17 protein-coding genes are annotated in these 18256 nt (G+C 61.6%); 4 read left to right on the top strand and 13 right to left on the bottom strand.

The window, feature by feature from the left end; all coding sequences use genetic code 11:
- The first annotated feature begins 2 nt into the window (after positions 1 to 2).
- Entirely contained in the window at positions 3 to 1019 is a 1017-nt protein-coding gene (locus LX13_RS19920) for an ATP-binding protein (RefSeq protein ID WP_253663073.1), read from the top strand.
- A gap of 1065 nt (positions 1020 to 2084) precedes the next feature.
- Here the strand turns inward: LX13_RS19920 and LX13_RS19915 are convergent.
- The 11 genes from LX13_RS19915 to LX13_RS19865 all read right to left on the bottom strand — a co-directional run bounded on the left by LX13_RS19915 (position 2085) and on the right by LX13_RS19865 (position 13069).
- The gene (locus LX13_RS19915; RefSeq protein ID WP_253663072.1) at positions 2085 to 2342 is read right to left on the bottom strand and encodes a helix-turn-helix domain-containing protein; all 258 of its coding nucleotides are present in this window, start codon (positions 2340 to 2342) and stop codon (positions 2085 to 2087) included.
- 1247 nt (positions 2343 to 3589) lie between these two features.
- Positions 3590 to 4129, bottom strand: coding sequence for a hypothetical protein (locus LX13_RS19910; protein WP_253663071.1), 540 nt, complete (start codon positions 4127 to 4129; stop codon positions 3590 to 3592).
- Complete coding sequence (locus LX13_RS19905; RefSeq protein ID WP_253663070.1) at positions 4126 to 5802, bottom strand: alpha/beta hydrolase; 1677 nt, start codon at positions 5800 to 5802, stop codon at positions 4126 to 4128. The genes LX13_RS19910 and LX13_RS19905 overlap by 4 nt, the downstream gene beginning before the upstream one ends.
- Positions 5799 to 6107: a DUF7162 family protein gene (locus tag LX13_RS19900; RefSeq protein WP_253663069.1), complete on the bottom strand. Its 309-nt coding sequence runs from the start codon at positions 6105 to 6107 to the stop codon at positions 5799 to 5801. The genes LX13_RS19905 and LX13_RS19900 overlap by 4 nt, the downstream gene beginning before the upstream one ends.
- A 454-nt stretch (positions 6108 to 6561) precedes the next feature.
- A complete protein-coding gene (locus LX13_RS19895) occupies positions 6562 to 6897 on the bottom strand; it encodes a PDDEXK family nuclease (RefSeq protein WP_253663068.1) in 336 nt (111 codons plus the stop codon).
- Positions 6898 to 7410: 513 nt separating this feature from the next.
- A complete protein-coding gene (locus LX13_RS19890) occupies positions 7411 to 8100 on the bottom strand; it encodes a DUF6338 family protein (protein WP_253663067.1) in 690 nt (229 codons plus the stop codon).
- Positions 8101 to 8301: 201 nt separating this feature from the next.
- A complete protein-coding gene (locus tag LX13_RS19885) occupies positions 8302 to 8532 on the bottom strand; it encodes a DUF2188 domain-containing protein (RefSeq protein WP_253663066.1) in 231 nt (76 codons plus the stop codon).
- A gap of 782 nt (positions 8533 to 9314) precedes the next feature.
- Positions 9315 to 9977 (bottom strand): dienelactone hydrolase family protein, encoded by a 663-nt coding sequence (locus LX13_RS19880; protein ID WP_253663613.1) that lies wholly within the window; start codon positions 9975 to 9977, stop codon positions 9315 to 9317.
- Between the two features lie 271 nt (positions 9978 to 10248).
- Positions 10249 to 10899, bottom strand: a complete 651-nt coding sequence (locus tag LX13_RS19875; protein ID WP_253663065.1) for a DJ-1/PfpI family protein — start codon at positions 10897 to 10899, stop codon at positions 10249 to 10251.
- Between the two features lie 114 nt (positions 10900 to 11013).
- Complete coding sequence (locus LX13_RS19870) at positions 11014 to 12153, bottom strand: zinc-dependent alcohol dehydrogenase (RefSeq protein ID WP_253663064.1); 1140 nt, start codon at positions 12151 to 12153, stop codon at positions 11014 to 11016.
- Positions 12146 to 13069, bottom strand: coding sequence for an alpha/beta fold hydrolase (locus LX13_RS19865; protein WP_253663063.1), 924 nt, complete (start codon positions 13067 to 13069; stop codon positions 12146 to 12148). The genes LX13_RS19870 and LX13_RS19865 overlap by 8 nt, the downstream gene beginning before the upstream one ends.
- A gap of 84 nt (positions 13070 to 13153) precedes the next feature.
- On the opposite strand from LX13_RS19865, the gene LX13_RS19860 reads away from it, so the two are divergent.
- Positions 13154 to 13828, top strand: a complete 675-nt coding sequence (locus LX13_RS19860; protein ID WP_253663062.1) for a TetR/AcrR family transcriptional regulator — start codon at positions 13154 to 13156, stop codon at positions 13826 to 13828.
- A gap of 149 nt (positions 13829 to 13977) precedes the next feature.
- Here LX13_RS19860 and LX13_RS19855 read toward each other — a convergent pair whose 3' ends face one another.
- Entirely contained in the window at positions 13978 to 14856 is an 879-nt protein-coding gene (locus tag LX13_RS19855) for a metal-dependent hydrolase (protein WP_253663061.1), read from the bottom strand.
- Between the two features lie 423 nt (positions 14857 to 15279).
- A complete protein-coding gene (locus LX13_RS19850; protein ID WP_253663060.1) occupies positions 15280 to 15966 on the bottom strand; it encodes a TetR/AcrR family transcriptional regulator in 687 nt (228 codons plus the stop codon).
- 438 nt (positions 15967 to 16404) lie between these two features.
- Between LX13_RS19850 and LX13_RS19845 the strand changes: the two genes are divergently transcribed.
- Positions 16405 to 17043, top strand: a complete 639-nt coding sequence (locus tag LX13_RS19845; RefSeq protein WP_253663059.1) for a DJ-1/PfpI family protein — start codon at positions 16405 to 16407, stop codon at positions 17041 to 17043.
- Positions 17044 to 17154: 111 nt separating this feature from the next.
- A complete protein-coding gene (locus LX13_RS19840) occupies positions 17155 to 18165 on the top strand; it encodes a dipeptidase (RefSeq protein ID WP_253663058.1) in 1011 nt (336 codons plus the stop codon).
- The last annotated feature ends 91 nt before the right edge of the window (positions 18166 to 18256 follow it).

Here is an 18256-nt window from a genome sequence, read left to right as displayed (position 1 = left end):
CGATGGCCGCACCGGCGAACAAGGAGCAGTGGCGGACCTACTGCGCGTACGACCCCACACCCGACGAGCGACGCCCCACGTTGACGCTGAAGGAAATCCAGGCGCTCAGCGACGACGAACGGCGAACCTACAACGACCGCCGAATTGCCTATCTCTACGAGGAGCGGACAATCCCGACTCGCGACCTGCGACTGATCGAAAACACCGCGAGACGACTTCTCCGAGCGGCCAACGCGCCTTGCTTCGTGGTGCGACGCGGCATGAGCGTGTCCGGACCTGTACGAACCGGCAAGTCCACCGCGATCATGCACGCCGGCAAACGCCTGGAAAATCGGCTGCGAATCGAGCACAACAGGGTCGACGATCCCTCCTATCTCCCAATCGTTTACGTCTCGATTACTGCGGCGACGACACCCAACAAGCTCTGGGCGGTGCTTGCCGAATTCGTCGGTGTTCGTCAGCTCCGTGGCCGAAACAGCGACGGACGAATGTTCGATCTCACCCAAATGCTCCACGAACTCGGTACACGGTTCGTGATCATCGACGATGTCCAGAGACTCAATACCGACCGCATCGCGGGCGCCGAGGTCGCCGACACACTCAAGACATTCGCCGAGCATCTCGACGCGACCATGATCTACGCAGGAGTCTCTCTGCGCACCGCCCCACTATTCACAGGGCCAGTCGGAGCCCAGTGGAGGGCGCGCACCCTACCTATCGAGATGCACCCCTACTCACTACGCACCGGGGACAAGGAGCAAGAGTGGCGGGAACTCATTGCAACCTTTGAAAACTACCTACCACTCCCCCTCCACAAGCCCGGAACACTCGTCGCCGACGCCCAGTACCTCTTTCACCGGACGGGCGGGTCGATCGCGACGCTGAACGACCTCATCGCCGACGCCGGCGTCGACGCCATCGACACCGGCGAAGAGAAGATCACGCGCGAACTTCTCGACGACGTCGCGGTAGACGCGAACGCTGATCTCTACGGCGACAACGACGCCGGAGCCACGTGAACAGCGCTATCGCCCGCCTGCCAATTCCGCTGCCGCCGTTGTCGAACGAAACGCTCGACTCGTACCTGCCGCGACTCGCTCAGCGAAACTACCTCGCACGATCTGGAGGCCTGTTCAAGCTACGCGGTACAGAACTGCGATTGGCTCTGCATCAGCTGACCGGAGTCAGTGACATCGGCCTCGCGACCGCGCTGCCACAAGTCCGTTTTTCGGAAGATCGCGAACGCTGGCCGCACCTGAACCTGGCCGTATCGGCGCGGGCACCCATTCGGCCAGCGTGTCGCCTCTGCGCCGCAACTCGAGGCACTGGCAGCGACACTAAAGTCTTCGCCAGCCACGAGCAGGTGATCTGTCAACAACACCGACGATGGGTCGGCGCAGGAATCCTTAAATGCTCAGCAGATCAACAATTCTCGATAGCACCGGTAGGCGAAGTGTCACGGGCCAACGTCAGGCACCAGCACCTAATCAAGACATACGGCCGAGGATCGACACACCAGCGTTTTCACGACGCCGTCGCAGCCCTCATGCACTGGCACGACTGGCCGATATTCGCCCGCGACCCACGAATCCAACAACGCCGGAACCAACTAAGAATTCAGGCCGCATCGTCAACGCGCGATCCCCGAGATGTCGCTGCGTGGTACCCGAACGCCGTCGCTTTCACTGCGCTACTTCTCTCGTATGACCGCGCTTCCGAAGGCCACACCGGCATGCAGCGACGCGAGACGCTCCGCTCGGCGGTTGATCGATTCGAACTCGATGTAGTCGTAGGGCTGCGACCATCAGGCGCCACCAGCCCTTTCATTGCCCTACTGCTAGCCAACGACCGCCAGGCGACGACGAACGAACATGCAGAAGTTGAAGTCGCCGACGGGCGCCGGCACCGCTGTCGTTTGGCGTACTAACCGTTCACCGGCCCGGTGACGACGACCCGTAGCGCGGCAACCGACCGAACGTCCAGCACACATGAGCCCGATCATTCTCAGGTCGACTGAGTTGAACTCTTCGTGCCTAGCTAGTCATCGCATGTATGCGGACGAGCTCCGACAGCGAGAACCGCCGTCACTCTGGTCGCACAAGGTCGCTTACAGACACCTCAAGCGCATCCGCCAAGTCGAATAGCCGCTCGTAGAGCAAACCTCGCTTGCCGTGTTCAACCTGTATCAAAATGTTGCGGGTAACCCCCGACTCCAGCGCGAGCGCCTCCTGCGTGAGCCCCCGCTCGATCCTCAGCGCCCGAATCCGCGCACCGACTAGCGCGCGACTCTGTATCCACGACGCCTCGCGATCAGGCTCGCGCTGGCTGGGTCGTGTCGGCACCCAGTGAGTAAGCCGTCGGAATACACGAATGTCTGCCCTACTAGTAGTACAGTCCCCGAAGGAGGTTCTCGTGGACGGCGAACAACGTGAGTAGTTCAGATGCCCCTCAACCGACCGAAGCAACGTGCAAAGCATGGCTCACACAGGTCGGCGTCACCGGTGAGGATTCGCTTCGCCTGCTACACAGGGCCGCAGCGCCGAGCTCCGCCGGTTTCGCCCGCGAGCCGCTCGTACTGCCTGAACCGCGCTCCGATGACGCCACAATTATCGTTCGAATCTTGCGAACTCAGACGACCCCCACCGTCGCCGCGATGGCGACCTGGCGTGCGCAGCGGGCACCTCGAGAGCGCCTGGAGATGACCATGTCACGCACACAGCTCGACGAGCTGGGTCAAGTGATTGCGGGACGCGCAGATCGTCATTGGCGCGAGAATGGCTGCGGACCAACATGGATGGAATTGTTTCGTGCACCATACGACGAGCAGCAGCTACACGACCTTGCAGCAGAACGTGGCCACATCGATCGCTTCACCATGTCAACGGCTATGCGCCCATTGATGTCGAGGGGATGGATCGTTGCAAGTAACCAGGAGCGGTCGACCTGCGCAGGACCGTCGTTCTACGCGTCAACAGCTGGCGCGATCCGCGTGCGCAACCGCAATCAAGTTGGCGAACTGGTTGCTCACAGCGTTGGAAAGTTCAGATCAATGCACGGGCGCCGACCCCACCTCCGCGATCTAGTCCTTGAGACACGAACACGCAACGGGCAGAACGTTTTCCGAGACGTCTCGGACGCTGAGGCGCAAGCTCGTTGGTTAGTCTGCGCCGGCTGGATAACCATCGAAGACGACGGCGCGATCAAACGCGGCCCTCGCGCGCGCAAATTTAGCGAGGACCGGCGCGCTGCACGAATTGCTGCACGGGCCGCCACAACAGGTTGGGGTGAACGGTAGGGACCACTAATTCGAAAGCCACCGCTGGGGGTGCGGATTGCAGACACTCGGGCAAACCGTCTCCTCACATTTTGCGGAAGTGGTAGCCCGACAGGAGACCGCACGCTAGTTGTCCCAATTAACCAGGCAAATGTAAGGGCGGTTCCACTTGTCTCCGTTCGGGCAACGTCCTGGGGGAACCTCCACGAGCCTCGCCACGTCGGTCTCCTCGACCCGCGACCAGTGAACCCATCGTGGCGCGAGGCACTGTCAGCGCCGCGGCGCTCGTCGCCATGGCAGGACGTGACGGCGTGACTAGCCGTTTGACTCGATACGATCCGGCCATGATCCCGATTCGTCGAGTTGCGATTTCGGGAAGCAGGGTGACCCGAGGTTCAGTGACACGCCCCCTTGAACCGACGTTTTGGTGACGTAGACGTATCCGTCGCTGTCCTTGGCTTGCACGCTGCCGGTGGCGCGCTCGGTCACGGCAAATCCCTGTTTGCGCCAATCCTGGTTGAACGCATCGGTCGCCTGCGCAGCGGTCACTCCGGACGGGAGGAGCACCCACATGGGGAAGCTCCATGAGTAGGGCTGTTCAGGGTTGGTGTCGTCTGTGTTATTCGGTACAGGGCTGGGCGAGAGGACTGCTGAGGGCTCGCCTGGATATTGCTTGACCAAGGTGACTGGCCACGGCAGCGCGTCGGCGCTCTGATGCATGCGGGTGACCAAGCCTTGTCGGGCGGCATCGTTCGTTGTCATACACTTCTCCGCTTCGTCACCATTGCTGCAGGCCGCAAGGGCCGCCGCGGCCAGAACCAAAATCAGTAAACTTCGCCGTATCTGGATCATCATCGGTCGACTGTGTCCAAACCGGCGATTATTCTGCCCATGTTTTCCAGGGCCACGTTGTCATCGTTCCAGTAGTCGGAGTGCCCGCCACTAGGGTCGGAGGCGAAGAGTTGCCCGCCGTACTGCGGTAGCCACGGTTTGTCGCCCAGGATGACGCCGGGGGTGTATTTGATCGAGTCGCTGTCCGCGACCGTGGCCCAAACATGTTCGCCGTTGTCGGCGTTTGGAACTCCCGTCAAGCTGAGCTCGGAAGCGTCCCCGAATTCGCCAAGGCCGGGACTGGCCACGAGAACCACTTCATTAGTGTTCAACGTATGACCGTCTAGTGCGGCCTGGCCAACGACTGTGGTCCCGTAGCTGTGTCCCAGCACGCTCGTGTGGGCCGGGGTGTCTCCGGTGTGGGTCGCGGCGATGCCGTCCTGGAACCGGTCGAGCGTTCCCGCCGCATTCTCCGCATAGTGGGGTTGCCACGCGTTCTTAAGGACGTCCTGTGGGGCGTCGTAATCCTGCCAAGTGATTACTGATGCGCTGGCGCCCTGGCCTGCCTCTGTCGCTGCACCGGCCATTGCGTTAGCCCGGAGCAAGTTACCGTCGAGAGTGTTGATGCCGGTACCCGTTCCGGGCACGAAGGTGGAGACGTTCTTCGAGATGTCGGGGTTGTTCACAGCTACCGCGGCTTGCCCGTTGTCGCGTACTGCAAGCAGGTAGAACGGTCGATCGGACGGGTTGTTGAGACGCCCGTCAAGGGTTTTCAAGCCGTCGACCTGCCGTTGCGCAGCATCGTGGGCCTTCTTCCACTCGATGTATTTCGGGTAGTCCTCCTTGCGGGGGAAGCCCGGCGACGGCCTCCACACCGGCTCGGGACCAACCTTGTCGAGTCGTTCTTGCGCCTTTTCCTGGAGGTCAGGCAGGTTACGACGGTTGAAGTGATCACGGTCGGCGGCTGGGATGCCGTCCATGTTGCCGACATTCCGATCGTGGTTCCACAGTTCCGCTTTCTCGTTGGCCGTCAACGTATTCCAAAAAGCATTCAGCTTCTCCGGATCTGTCGGCAACTCGGCTTTACCGTCGAGGATCGCTTGCACCTGCGGCGAGACCGGCACAGACGCTGTGGCGCGGTCGGCGGACTGGCCGAGCGCATTCGCGGCCTCTGCCACCTTGGCCGCGAGTGCCGCGTCTGCCTGGCCGACCGCGGCTAGTAACCGCGCTAGCTCGGCTTGGTGAAAGCGGGCATTGTTCGCGGCGACCGGCGCGGCTTCTTCGGCAGTCAACCCGACCGAGATGTCCGAAGGGAAACCACCAGTGACCCCCGCAGGCGGGGTAACCATCCCATTGGCCGCGACGACGTACCCCAATGCGCCGAACTCATCGGCCGCTCGGACTGTGGTGTCGCAGGCATGGGTGAACGCCGGCCCCAGGGAGTTGAGCGCGTCAGTGATTTGGAGGATTCCCATCCCAAGACGGCTGCTGATCTGCTTCTCGGAGTCGGCGGCAGCCTGAGATGCAGTCGCGGAGTCGCCCTTCCAGCTGTCCATCGTCGCGTCAACGTCTCGGATGAGAGAGTTCATTGCCTTGTCAAATTCGTCGACTTTGCCGTCGAGGGCAGACGCGGCGACGGTCAAAGTTTCGCTGTTCCTTTTCCAGGTCCGGACCTGGGCAAGTGAGGGTGAACTCATGGGGCCAAGTTGAGCGTCGCCTTGATGTTGTGGGCGTAGGTGTCGTCAGCAATGCCAATGGTGTCGGCCGCTTGACGGTTCGTCTGCGCCAGTGTGTCGATCCGCCCGGCAACCTCGCTCAGTGCCGAAGTAATCTTCTCGGTCGCGGCGGACAGTTGCGCCGCCGTGTCGGAGCCGATCAGTCCGGCGGACGCGGGAGCAAACACTGGTCCGACGTCGATTGCTCGTACATCGCGAGCGCTCAGATGCTGTTTGTCTGACAAACCTCTGATGGCGTCGAGGTCAGCCCTCAGCATGTTGCCCATCGGTCCTCCCCAGTGTCTGTTTCCCGAGAGGGTACCGAACCACCGCACGATCGAACAGTTCACGCCTCGGACACGTGACGCCATAAGAGACATGATTGCGCCCGTGCGCACCAAGTCGGTCGGCATCGACCCCGACAGATATCCGGCCTTCCGGAAGACCTATGGCCCGCTAGTGCAGAGGTACACCACCGTCCAGGCCAACGACCGACACAGGCGGACCCAGCACCCACCCACACCCGTATCGATGAACGGGAAGTCCTCCGAAAGCCCGCCGCCGAGCATTACGACTGAGACGACGACGACAACAGCACGATCCGTCGCCCCTTCGCCGACCCAACTCAAACCGAACCACTCAGAAGCGGTGACATCGTCGGCCCAGGAGCACTACTGGTCCACGGTGACTTCATCACCACAGACCAAAATTCCCCGTCGCCTGCATCATGCCCGAGGGACTTCAGCGGGCGAGGTCGCGGACCTTTCCTATGACGCCGACGGGGTCGGGTGACGCGCTGTGAATAACGATCTCGTGGTAGGTGGGAACTTCGATCGGCAGCGTTGGAAGCGGGGCCTCGCGCAATCGAACAACCTCGATGCCCTCAGCGAGGAGGTCTAGAGACTTCGCGCTATCCAAAGCGACTTTGTCTGCGTGCCAGTACGACCCGTCGTACTCGATGGCGATCCGGTGGCCGTCCGCGAGGGTGACCAGGATATCGACAGTCCAGGACGCCCGGCGAACGAACGCGTCGCTGCGGATACGGACGCCGGAGGACTCGCCGCGTCGTCTCGCCACGCGATGTGCACCGTGGTCAGGATTAATTCGACATTGCCGCGGCGGAACCCAGCCGCATAAGGAGAACGCGCGAACTGTTCAACGGGTTTGCCTCCCGTGTCGGGCAGCACGATTTCACCGACAAGGCTCGAAGCTGTACCCGGGTCGAGTCGTAGTTGAGGGTCAGTCGTTCGCCGTTGCCGGCGTCGCCTTCGGTCACGTCCGACGTAGTCAAGCTCCAGTCGTCGCCGAGTCGATCGAGGAGGAAGCGCAAAGTCGTGGTGTCGCGGCGAGCCTCCTGAACGGCGATCACATCGAAGCTACAGACGATCTCAGGAGAGCCACGAAACGCCAGTCCCGTTCTGGTGAGTCACCTTTCGTCGAGTTCCACTTCGGCGTGACACTGGCGAATGCGCGGAGGTTCCAGGTCGCAACGAGAAGGTTGGCGGCAGTCTTAGCGGGTAGTTGCTTGTCCACGGCATCACGCAGCGCGGACAACTCTAGATCAATGGCTAGAAAGTCTCGGGCACGTCTTCACCGATCGATTATTTCGTCGGAGGTGCGCTGATATCGGACCAATATGGACTCGACCTCCTCCCCGTGGATCACGACTTGGCCCCAGCCGTTCCTTGTGTGGTCAATCCATGATGGTTCGCCACCCGGCTTCTGAAAAGCCAACGGCGGGCGCAAGGTAAGTTCTCGATCTGCAAGCTCAAGGTCAACCGAGAAGTCGCGTACGACACCAAACCAAACCGTCTCATTCTTTAGCTTCACTCGTACAGCGCTGTCATAGCCTGCAGGGAGTCTCCGACGAAAAGCGAGAGTCCACTGCGAATCGTATGAGAGCTTCGAGCCCACCTTGCGAAAATTGAACAAGTAGGCGCCGAGGGCGACTCCGATCGACACCGCCAGAAACAAGAACCCGCCAAGCGAGACGCCGATGGTGTGACCAGCAAGGAAGTTTCGGTCGGCGAGTATTAGCTCCCCAGCGGTAGGAATCCCAGCGCATGACGGAAGCCACGCTGTGAGCGGTGGACCGGCAATCAGGACGACTAGGGCTGACAGCGCCGTGCAGCTGGTCGAGACAAGTACGACTCTGCTCACTTCTCGGAGGGTGGATTCCCTCCGAACAGCGCGTTTTTGAGCCGCAAGCAGGTCATACATTACTCCTGGAGCGGCGAACGCAAAGAAGCCGAACACCGTTAGCCAGCTGGAGGGGATCACCAGTCAGTCCGAAACGTCGCCCCAGTAGTCAGTTGCGGACTGCTGGGGCACTGCAGGGCCCTCAGGCTCCCCTTGCTGAAATGGCTGCGCAACTTCGATGGTCGGCGGTGGGGGCGCTGGCAACGAGTCGGAACCCTTCTCGAAATAGCCTGATCCAGTGAGTGCTCCGTCGGGCTTGGGGTCATGGTTCTCAGCCATTTGTCATCCCTTCGGTGGGTGTTGATCACGCGACCGTGGATAGGTGTTCTTTTCACCAATCGTCCCATCGCGCTTCTTGACCACGTGCTCGACACCGCGATCGATTGCCTTCTCGCGGCCGCGCGCCTGCGCATCCGCCTTGCTTCCGCCGGCGTCTGACGCACGCTGGTTGCCCTGAACCCGGTTCTTCCAGACGCCGTCCTCGTAATACGTCTCGATGTCTCCAACAGCCATCTGTCCGCCTCCTTAGGTTGATTCTCGGACAAATCAGACGGTACGCCCGAGTTCCGACACCGTGATGGCGCAGGCGCCCTCTGGCTCACGTTTGCGCTGTTCAGGTGGCACACGTTGAAATACGCAGCGTGAAATTCATGCGTTTAGACGACAGTGGTCGCAGGTTGGAGACCGGCGACGAGGCTGCCAGGCCAAGATGCAGACACCAGACGGCCGGGTATGCCAACCGCCCCGCTGACGAACGTCGCGGGCGGACACGAAGTGGTTTAGATGCCCTAGCATTTCACCCAGCTCGATGTCCGGCGTTCTCGTGCCTTCTCAGAACAGCTTCCCGCACTCTCACTTCTTCTTGGGTCAGCGACACCGATCACGTCCAGAAAGACATTGAGAGTTACGTGCTCCCAAACTCGATCCACTCTCAACATGTTCTGGATCGGACAATAGTCATCGTTTCCAGCTTGCTACTCGTCGGGCCAGCGGTCGGCGATCGCGTTCCAGTGGGCGGTGATGACCTCGGCGTCGATGTCGCGGGCGGTGAGGGATCCGGCGTGGGAGCGTTGGGCGGCGCTGCGGGTGTCTGTTCGCCCTACATCGTGTTCGGAATCTGGAATTCGAATGCGAGCCGCTTACCCCGGCTGTAATGCTTCATGCGTACTAAACACCTGCCATCGTCGAGCTACTGGCCCACTAACAACTGGCTGAGCAGCCGGTTCAGTCAAGAACCGTGAGAGGCCGTTTGGCTGACCGTGCCGTCGGAGTCGATCGACTCCGATCGCAGCTCGTCAGCCGGTGAGATGTGTACCGAAAAATGTGAAGACGCGACTCCAGGCGTCCTCGCTGTTCTCGGCGTGGTGGCCGAATCCGAGAACCCGCAGTAGTGACGCTCCGGGATGCGGGTTTGCGAAGGCATGGCCACTGTTGGAGTAGGTCTTGATCTGGTGTTCTATGCCCCGGTTGGTGAGTGCGGTGCGCAGTTTGCGGTCGGCGCGGGGTAGTACGGGGTCGCGGCGACCGAAGCTGGCCACGATGGGGCACGCCCCGTCGAGCACGTCGTCATACCGGGCGGGTGGGAACGAGGGGTAGAATGGCGCGGATGCGTCGAACCCGTCGCTGGCCATGACCAGCGCGAAGCCGCCTCCCATGCAGAGGCCGATGATTCCGGTCTTTCCTGTGCAGGGTAGATCGTTGAGAAGGCGTTCTCGGGCAATGGATATGTCGTCGAACGACCTGCCGCTACCGCGGCGCATCTCGCTGACTACGCGGGTGACGCAACGCAGCGGTCCTCCGCGTGAGTACAGGTCTGGCGCTATGACGACGTAACCGGCGCCCGCTACGCGGTCGATGATGTCGGGCATGCCCCCACCGCGGGCGGAGACGATATCGTGGATGAGCACGATTCCGGGCCAGGGCCCCGTCCCCTCCGGTGATGCCACGGTGGCCGAGATTGGACCGTCGGCAGTGGTGAGCGTGTGCTATTTGTGCATGAATCTCCCTTACTGACACATAATTTAAACTCCCGACCGTATTTATCGCGAGACAATCAGAAACCGTCGTGGTCACCTACCGGCGGTGGCTAGGGGGTGTTGCTGAGGTCGTGTTCGTGGGGTGATGGTGTGGATGAAGTCGGCACCGAACGCTTGCGACGATGTCCGGTCACCGACGGTGGGCACGGTCGGCGCGCCGCCATCCGCTGACGATCGAGCGAACATTGACCTATCAGCCCGGCGTCCATTGGCCGGGTCGAGTCATTAGCGCGAAGACCAGATCTCGAAGTTCGGGATCGGCCTTTGACGGCGAGCCGCTATCGAATGGGGGGCGGGGGTCGTACTCGATTCCAAGCTGAATTGCCTGGGCCATTGTCGGGCTTTCGACTTCGCCGACCAGCGTGAGGGCGAGGTCTATGCCGGCCGATACGCCGGCCGCGGTCGCTACGCGGTTGTTCATCACCACCCGTTGATCTGACGGTATCGCACCGTGGGACGCGAGTTCGTCGTAGAAGCACCAATGTGTGGTGGCGTGAACGCCATTGAGCAGTCCGGCGGCAGCGAGGATCAGCGAACCAGTGCAGACTGAACTCGTCCACCTCGTCGTCGGGTGAGTTGCTGCGACCCAATCGACGATCGGACCGTGCGCGCGCGCTTCATCGCGAGCACCCTGCCCGCCAGGAATCACGACAATGTCAGGTTCGGCGACCTCGTCAAATGCGTTGTCTACCTGTATTTCTATGAGTCCGTTGTCGTCTGTGACCATCCCGGGTTTCTCGGCACACAGAACCACCTGCACGCCCGGCATGGACGCGAACACCTGATACGGGCCCACGAGGTCCAAAGCGGTGAATTTGGGAAATAGCCCCATTGCGATGATCACGCTCGCATTCCTCCATGGGTTGATGCTGGTTTACAGCGACGTCGTTCTGTGTGATCGCGAGATCTCGCGTCGTGCCATTGACTGAGTGCGCGATCGGGGCGCGATCGGGCCCGGTCACTCGGCGTTGAGCGGGGGCCGGTAGAGGACGAGTTTCGTGGTGCGGGTTGCGTAGGCGGATGGCGCGTCGTCCCATGAGGCCACGTGGGTGGTCACTTTCTCGGCGGGGAAGTCGTGGCGGTTTACCCAGGCGAGTACTTCCGGCAGGCTGTGCGCGGGATGGTTTAAACCGACGTAAAGGTTGATGTCGTTGAGGGTCATGTACATCATCGGCAATCCGGTGCGTAGCCCGAAGTGGTAACTCGGTGTCACACAGGCGCCGCCTGGTGCCGTCGCGCGGATTGCGTGGACGATACCCGCCGGCAGGTTAGATGCGTCGACGACCACGTCGTAGAGGGGGCGGGGGCGGGGGAAGGTCACCAGATGCGGGCGTTTGATGGCGTTGGCGCCGAGGGACTTAGCGATTAGCAGCCGCTCGGGGTCAGAGTCGAGGTAGTCGACCTGCGAGCCATGCGTCACCGCGATACCGGCTGCGTACAGTCCTACTGCGCGTGCCAGGCCTCCCACGACCAGGACCCGCGCTCCTGGTCGCTGGCGTAGATGGGGCACCGTGGCGCGCCAGGCTTCGGACAGGTTGTCTGATGCAGCGGCGATTCGCATGGGATCGAGTCCGTCGGGTACGGCTGTGAGCATGTGATTGGCGTAAGGAACCCGGAATAGGTCACTGGCCATGCCGCCGTAGGGGCCGGTCGCTGGACCGTGTCCGTACCACGACACGGTTCGCTGCCGACCCGATTCGTCGGTGCGCGTGGTCGTGCATTTGCTGGTCAGGCCGCGTTGACAGGTGTCGCACTGTCCACAGGAGACGGGATATGGCACCACAACGAGGTCTCCGACCGCGGCCTCGGTAACCCCGGTCCCGATAGCAGTGACCTCGGCGACGCATTCGTGGCCGATCGCGCACGGCTCGGTATACGGTTTCGGGCCGAAACCCTCACGCAAGATCGGATCGAGTAGGCGCGCCTTTTGGGCGAATCGGAGAGCTCGAAGCAGTGTCCGAGACGTGGGCATCTGGTCGCCGTCGCAGCGGCCGACGATGAACGGGCGGACGATTGCGTCGGTGTCGGAAACCAGGGTCGGTGGTGGCCGGTCGAGCCACTGGAACTTACCCGGCGACACCATGTTCAGTTCACGCATCGGCGTTGCTCCGTACCGGGTGAGCGGCAGCGAACGTAGCGGTCAGTGACGCAATGTCGGTTGCGTGGGTGAACGGCGACCAGTGACCGGCTGCGAGTGTGTGGACCTGCAGCTCCTGCGTCCACAGTTCCTCGTCTTCGAGCGGTATCTGTCGAATCGCCACATCGTATCTGCCGGTGATCATTTGGACCGGGACCGACGTTGTTCTCCTACGAGGTCGGAAGAGCTTTCTGATGTTGGCTCGATAGATTCGTACGCCGCCGAGCATGTCCGCGGGCAGAGTCGCCGACAATCGGGCCTGCCGGGCCGGGACTCCAGAAATGACCCGCAGCACACGCCGCCAAACGCGTGGTTGCCCCAGACGCGTGAGGACGGCCTCGCCGAACCCGGGCACGAACAACATGATGATGTACGACGAGCTCAAGATTTGCCCCACAAGGCCCAGCACGCGGCGAGGGGTAGGTCGGCGCAGCGTTTTGCCCGCCCACATTCCCCAATGGTCGAGGTTCGTCCCCGACAGGCAGGTGAACGAGGCGAACCGAGTGTCGGCGCCCATTTCGCAGACCGCCTCCCACGCATAGATGGCACCGAAATCGTGCCCGAGCAGATGAACTGGTCGATTCGGACTGACCACCGCCGCGACGGCATCGAGATCGTCGACGAGTTTCTCAAATGTGAAATCGCGCCAACTCGGCGGCGAGGTGGACAGGCCATGGCCTCGTTGGTCGTAGACCACAACGTGGAAGCGCTCCGCGAGCACAGCGGCCGTCTCCGTCCACAGAACATGAGTGTCAGGCCATCCGTGCAGGAGCACGATTGTCTCGTTGGCCGGATCCCCGTACTCGTAGACGGCCAACCTGATCCGACCCGAGGTCACCACGCGATGGCGCGGCTCAGCGATTTGTGAGGTGGTCATTTGCGCTCCTTCTCGCGAGCCCTCGAGCTGCGATACGTGTGAGACGACTTTCGCTTCCGCGTATCAGCACGCTAACATCGTCTCATGGCGGAGGCAAGGGCGGATCGCGGTACCGATTGGGTCTACGAGCTACTGACAGACAGTTCCGCCGTGTGGAATTCGCTCGATGACACCGACGAGGTGGCGTGGCGGATCGTGACCGCAGCACGTGAACAAATTGAAGCGGTCGGATGGAAACGCTCGACCATGGACGACATCGCCCGGCGAGCGCGACTCGGACGGGCCACCGTCTATCGCAAATTCCCCACAAAAACCGACATTGGCGCCGCTGTCGTGGCAGCCGAGGTCCGCGGCTATTACGCCGACAGGGCGGCGCTGCCTGATCAACCATCGGCCAACGAGCGCATCGCGCAGAGCGTGATCTTCACCGTGGAATGGATCCGCACCAATGCCATGCTTCAGCGGCTCTTAGACACCGAGCCCGAAGCCATCGTCCCCGCGCTGACCCGAGACGCCGGCCCGCTATTTCGGCTGGTGGCTCAACTGTCGATTCCGGGATGGCAGCGCGAACTGCTGGGTGACCGCCCGCCCACGGCCGAGCAGTTGCGACACTTTCATACCGCGGCCGAGCTACACACTCGCATCGCGCTGTCGTTTGTGCTCACTCGCGACACCACCATCGCCTTGGACACTCCTGAACAGATTCGCTGGTTCGCCAACCAGTACTTTGCGCCGCTACTACTCAATATGCCCGCGTGAGCGATATTTCTATGACGCCCGTCGCAGCACATCGTGGTCGCAGGGATGCCGCGTCCAGACGGTCACCTCCGTCCACGGACGTCACCTCTGCGGGCAAACATCGGCATCGTCGGGGGCCAGGCCACCCAAACTTTTTCTACTCAACCGCCTTAGGGGTGGCCGCCCGGCTCGGTTCTGTTCCTTGGCACCCTCGGGACGAGTACACCGTTGTCACCGAACAGTTCCGCACTCCACCTCTCAAGCAAGTGTGTGGTGTCGTTCTCGTCGGGATGAAATCCTCGGCGATGATAGGTACGCAACTCGCGGGCCAGATCGCGACTGAACCAAGGGTTGCCTCGCAGTGCCGATACGCTCCGTGCGAGTCTGACGGGGTTGTAGGCGGCACGGTCGCACAGCATTGAAACAGTTGTGGCGGCACACAGCGACCCGAGGAATGCGAGGTGTGTTACGCGCATCGCCCAAATACGCAGTGTCTCGCTGCCGCCGATGTGTCTGTATACGTCAAAGGCAACAGCCTTGTGCTCTACCTCTTCGTACGCATGCCACAGCAATAGCTTTCGCACCTCAGCTGAGGTAATGAGCTCCCGTGCCTTGGGCTCCGATAGCAGTAGCGCAGCAAACGTTGCTGTGTAGTGCTCGAGCGCTGCGGTAATGGCAAGCGACATGCGTTGCGGCGCAGCACGGTAGACCAGCCCTAGGGAGCGTTTCGTGAAGCGCTCCCTAGCCCACGTGGGGTATCCCATGTCTTGCAGTCTCGCGTTGATCTCACGATGCTCTCGACCGTGAGTGATTTCCTGTCCGATGAAACCCGCGACCTGGCTCCGGAGAGCCTCATCGGCGATGTCGTCGCTGTAGTGCCTCACCGACTTCACGAAAAATTCTTCGCCTTCGGGAAACACCGCTGAGAGCATCGAGATCGCATGACTCATGATCAAATCGTCGTCCACGTAGTGCCGGTTCATCGTCAAGGGGTAAGAGAAACGGACCCGTCGCGCGCGAATCGGGTGCTGAACGTTGCTTACGCTCATGAAAAAACTCCGTTGGTGTCGAGGTTGAAGTGACGTTTTAAGTCTGGAAGAACTTCTAGACTAGCAGGGTCGCTGTTCGTCTTCCAGGCCTGCGCGACCCTGGATCCGGTTTCGGTGCTCGCGCGATGGTGATGACCAGGCCCAAAGGGTCGGAACAGACTTCGACTGGTAAATCGTCAATCACCTATTTGATGAGCCGTAAGTACGCTCGAGCAAACGCGGCGAATCGGTGGCGAGGTGATTTCGCAAGCGCTGTCTGCGCCGCGCGGGCCCGTCGAGGCGGAAAGCGATGACAATAACAGATGACGATGTGCGCAATCGACGGCGAAACAGACACGACCAGGACGCTACCGGCAGCGCCAATGCTCGCGACGAGTGTTGCCCTCAAATGAGATACGAACGCCGCGCCTCGTGGCCGGCGTCCTACTGTGGGCGGTTAGCAGCCAACTGTACTGCCTGATCGACGTGCCCCTGTTGAAGTAGGTATCCCAGGAACAGCGCGCCGAGTGCGTCATTCAAATTGTCAGTGGGCACCTGTTGGCGATCAGATGACATGGAGTGCAACGAGTATCCGTCGACTAGCGCGACAAATGAACGGGCTATGGGGTCTGGGGCTGGAGCGCCGGCGATACGCAGGGTAGATGCGGCTAGCGCCTCGAATGCGGCGAGCATTTCGCCTACGAGATCACGCATCGTCGGCTCGCGTGCTGCGTAGAGGTACGCCTCGACCATGGCCAGGAGTTGCGCTCGATCGGACACCCGGTTGTCGGCAACTGCCTTGTTCACGTTCGCGCCGGCAACCGAGGTGTCGGCGGCCTGCTCGACAAGCTTCTGCAGTTCATCGACACGCCGTGCTGTGAAGGCCCGGATCGCTTCGATGGTCAAATCGTTGATCGAATCGAAAAAATAGCTAACAGTGGCCAGCGGCACGTTGGCGGTCTCAGTGACGGCCCGATGCGTCACGCCAGCAACCCCTTTGTCCGCGACCACATCAATCGTGGCTCGCAGAAGAGCCTCGCGACGAGCTTGCCCAGCTGAGCGATGGCGACGCTGTGCGCGCCCTGCGTTGGAGTTCGCGGGAGCCGCGTTTTCGGTTTCAGAAGGGGCCACCCCCAAATGGTAGGCCGATGCCCATGGCCGGTATCGAGATGTCACAGCAACAGCACCCAAAGCGGTATCTGGAAACTCTTCTTGACTTTGCCGGCGTGTGCGGAGATGCTTATCGAGCGCACGGACGGCAGGCCGTACTGCACTGTGAGCCGTCTGATCGCCCCACCGCCGACCCGCCATCCTGGGGGACGTCGCCGCAGTGGTCAGAGCAGACAATGTCCGAACAGCACAGATACTCGCCAACTACACGCTCTGAACCTGCCGCTAGCGCGGAGCTATCAACGGGTGCGTCGCGGTCAATAACTAAATTTGGCAGAAGTAAAACATGAGTACTGCCATCCCCCTGTTTGCCCGTAGAAGTCACTGCTGCTTCATGAACCAAATCCGCTCACATACCAGACCGGAATCGTCGGTCCCGACAACGAAGGCCGCCACATCATGCTCGCAGCGTTCGCGATGTTTCCCCAATTCACGGCCCTGGACTTCATCGGTCCGTATCAGGTTCTATCGAGCATGCCGGGTGTGGAGGTCGTCGTCTGTGCCGACGCGGCCGGCACCGTCACCGATGACAACGGACTTATCAACCTCGGTGTCGAACACACGTTTGCCGAGGTGACCGCACCTGACGTGCTTGTCATTCCAGGCGGCCCTGGCGCCCGCGATGAGGCCAACACTCACGGTCCTACCGTCGACTGGGTCAACGCGGTCCATGCCACCGCACGATGGACAACCTCTGTATGCACCGGCGCCCTGATCCTCGGCGCAGCAGGCATTTTGAAGGATCGTCCCGCCACCACGCATTGGTGCTTCTACGACGAGCTGGCCGCCAACGGCGCAATCCCGACCGAACAACGGGTTGTGATGGATGGCCGCATCGCAACCGCAGCAGGAGTCTCCGCGGGCATTGACCTTGCACTGGCCCTTGTCGGCGCGCTCGCAGACCCGATCACCGCGCAGGCAATCCAGCTTGGCCTCGAATACGATCCCCAACCACCCTTCGACAGCGGGGCACCGTGGAAGGCAACCCCTGAGGTGCGCGACCTTGTGTACGGGTTGATGACGCAATCCAGTGACTAGCCGACCCCGACTGACGTGGGTGGCCGAGGGAACAACAGCGCCTGTCTGCGAAGGGGGCCCGGCGAGCGCATCCCTCCGACATCACCGCAGCGAGAGAGATCGAGACAACACATGAGCCGTACCCGGCCCTGGACGCCTACACCTGAGCAGCTCGTCGCCGCCCACCAACTCGTACTGCAGTCCTACGTTGTGGATCTGCATGCGCATCCACAGGGCATAATGCCCCGGCCCGTCCGGTGGGCCGCCGAGAAGCTAACCGGTCTGCCGGTCGACCCGCTGAGCAACCTTCCCACCGCCGGTGTAGACCTCGCGGTAGTCGCAGCGATCGGCGACCCGCTGGGAACCGCATGGCGAGTGGGCTCATCCCCGTGGAAGGCGGTGACGACCCAACTCAACGCCGCGATCACAGAATCGACGGCGAGTGGAACCGCGGCCACACCACCGGAGTCGCCCTCACCAACCATCGTGCTCGCAGTCGAGGGAGCTGACTTTCTCGATCGAGACCTAGACGGTCTGGCACGTCTCGCCCACCACGGAGTGCGAGTGCTGGGACTCGTGCACTACGCCAATAACGCCATCGGGTCCATCGGGACCTCGCTGAGCGGTCGCCGTCGTCAACAAGCGCAGGGCAACGGACTGACTGCGTTCGGGCGCGATGTAATTCGCGAAGCCAACCACTTGGGAATCGTGATTGATCTGGCCCACGCTGACACCGCCACCACCCTCGCCGCATGCCAGCAGACAGATGCCCCGGTCATCAGCTCGCACACCGCAGCCAGTTCAATCCGCGATTTTCCGCGCTACATCTCCGACGACGAGATAAAAGCCATTGCCGACACCGGCGGGATCATCGGACTGTGGCCAGCCAGTATGCACGGCCGCGCCATGACCGACCTCGACGACTTCGCCCGCCACGCAACACATATGGCCGAGCTCGTCGGAACTGGCCATCTGGCCATCGGAACCGACAAGAACGGTGTCCCCGACTACGCACACGGCTACTCCGGATCGCCCGACATCGTCAACTTGGCGGCCGCTCTGACAAGGACCGGCTTCGCCGACACCGAGACCGCAGCCATCCTCGGCGGAAACGCACAACGCGTACTCGATTCACGCGCATGAAGCGACAACACCCTCACCCGGTTGCCGCGGTCGCAGTGTTGGGGCGCGGACTGAGCACTCAGACCCGCCTTCACACACTCCTACCGGTCGC

This window comes from Williamsia maris (genome assembly GCF_024171815.1).
Lineage (GTDB): Bacteria > Actinomycetota > Actinomycetes > Mycobacteriales > Mycobacteriaceae > Williamsia_A > Williamsia_A maris.
This window is presented reverse-complemented; position numbering and strand designations above follow the sequence as displayed.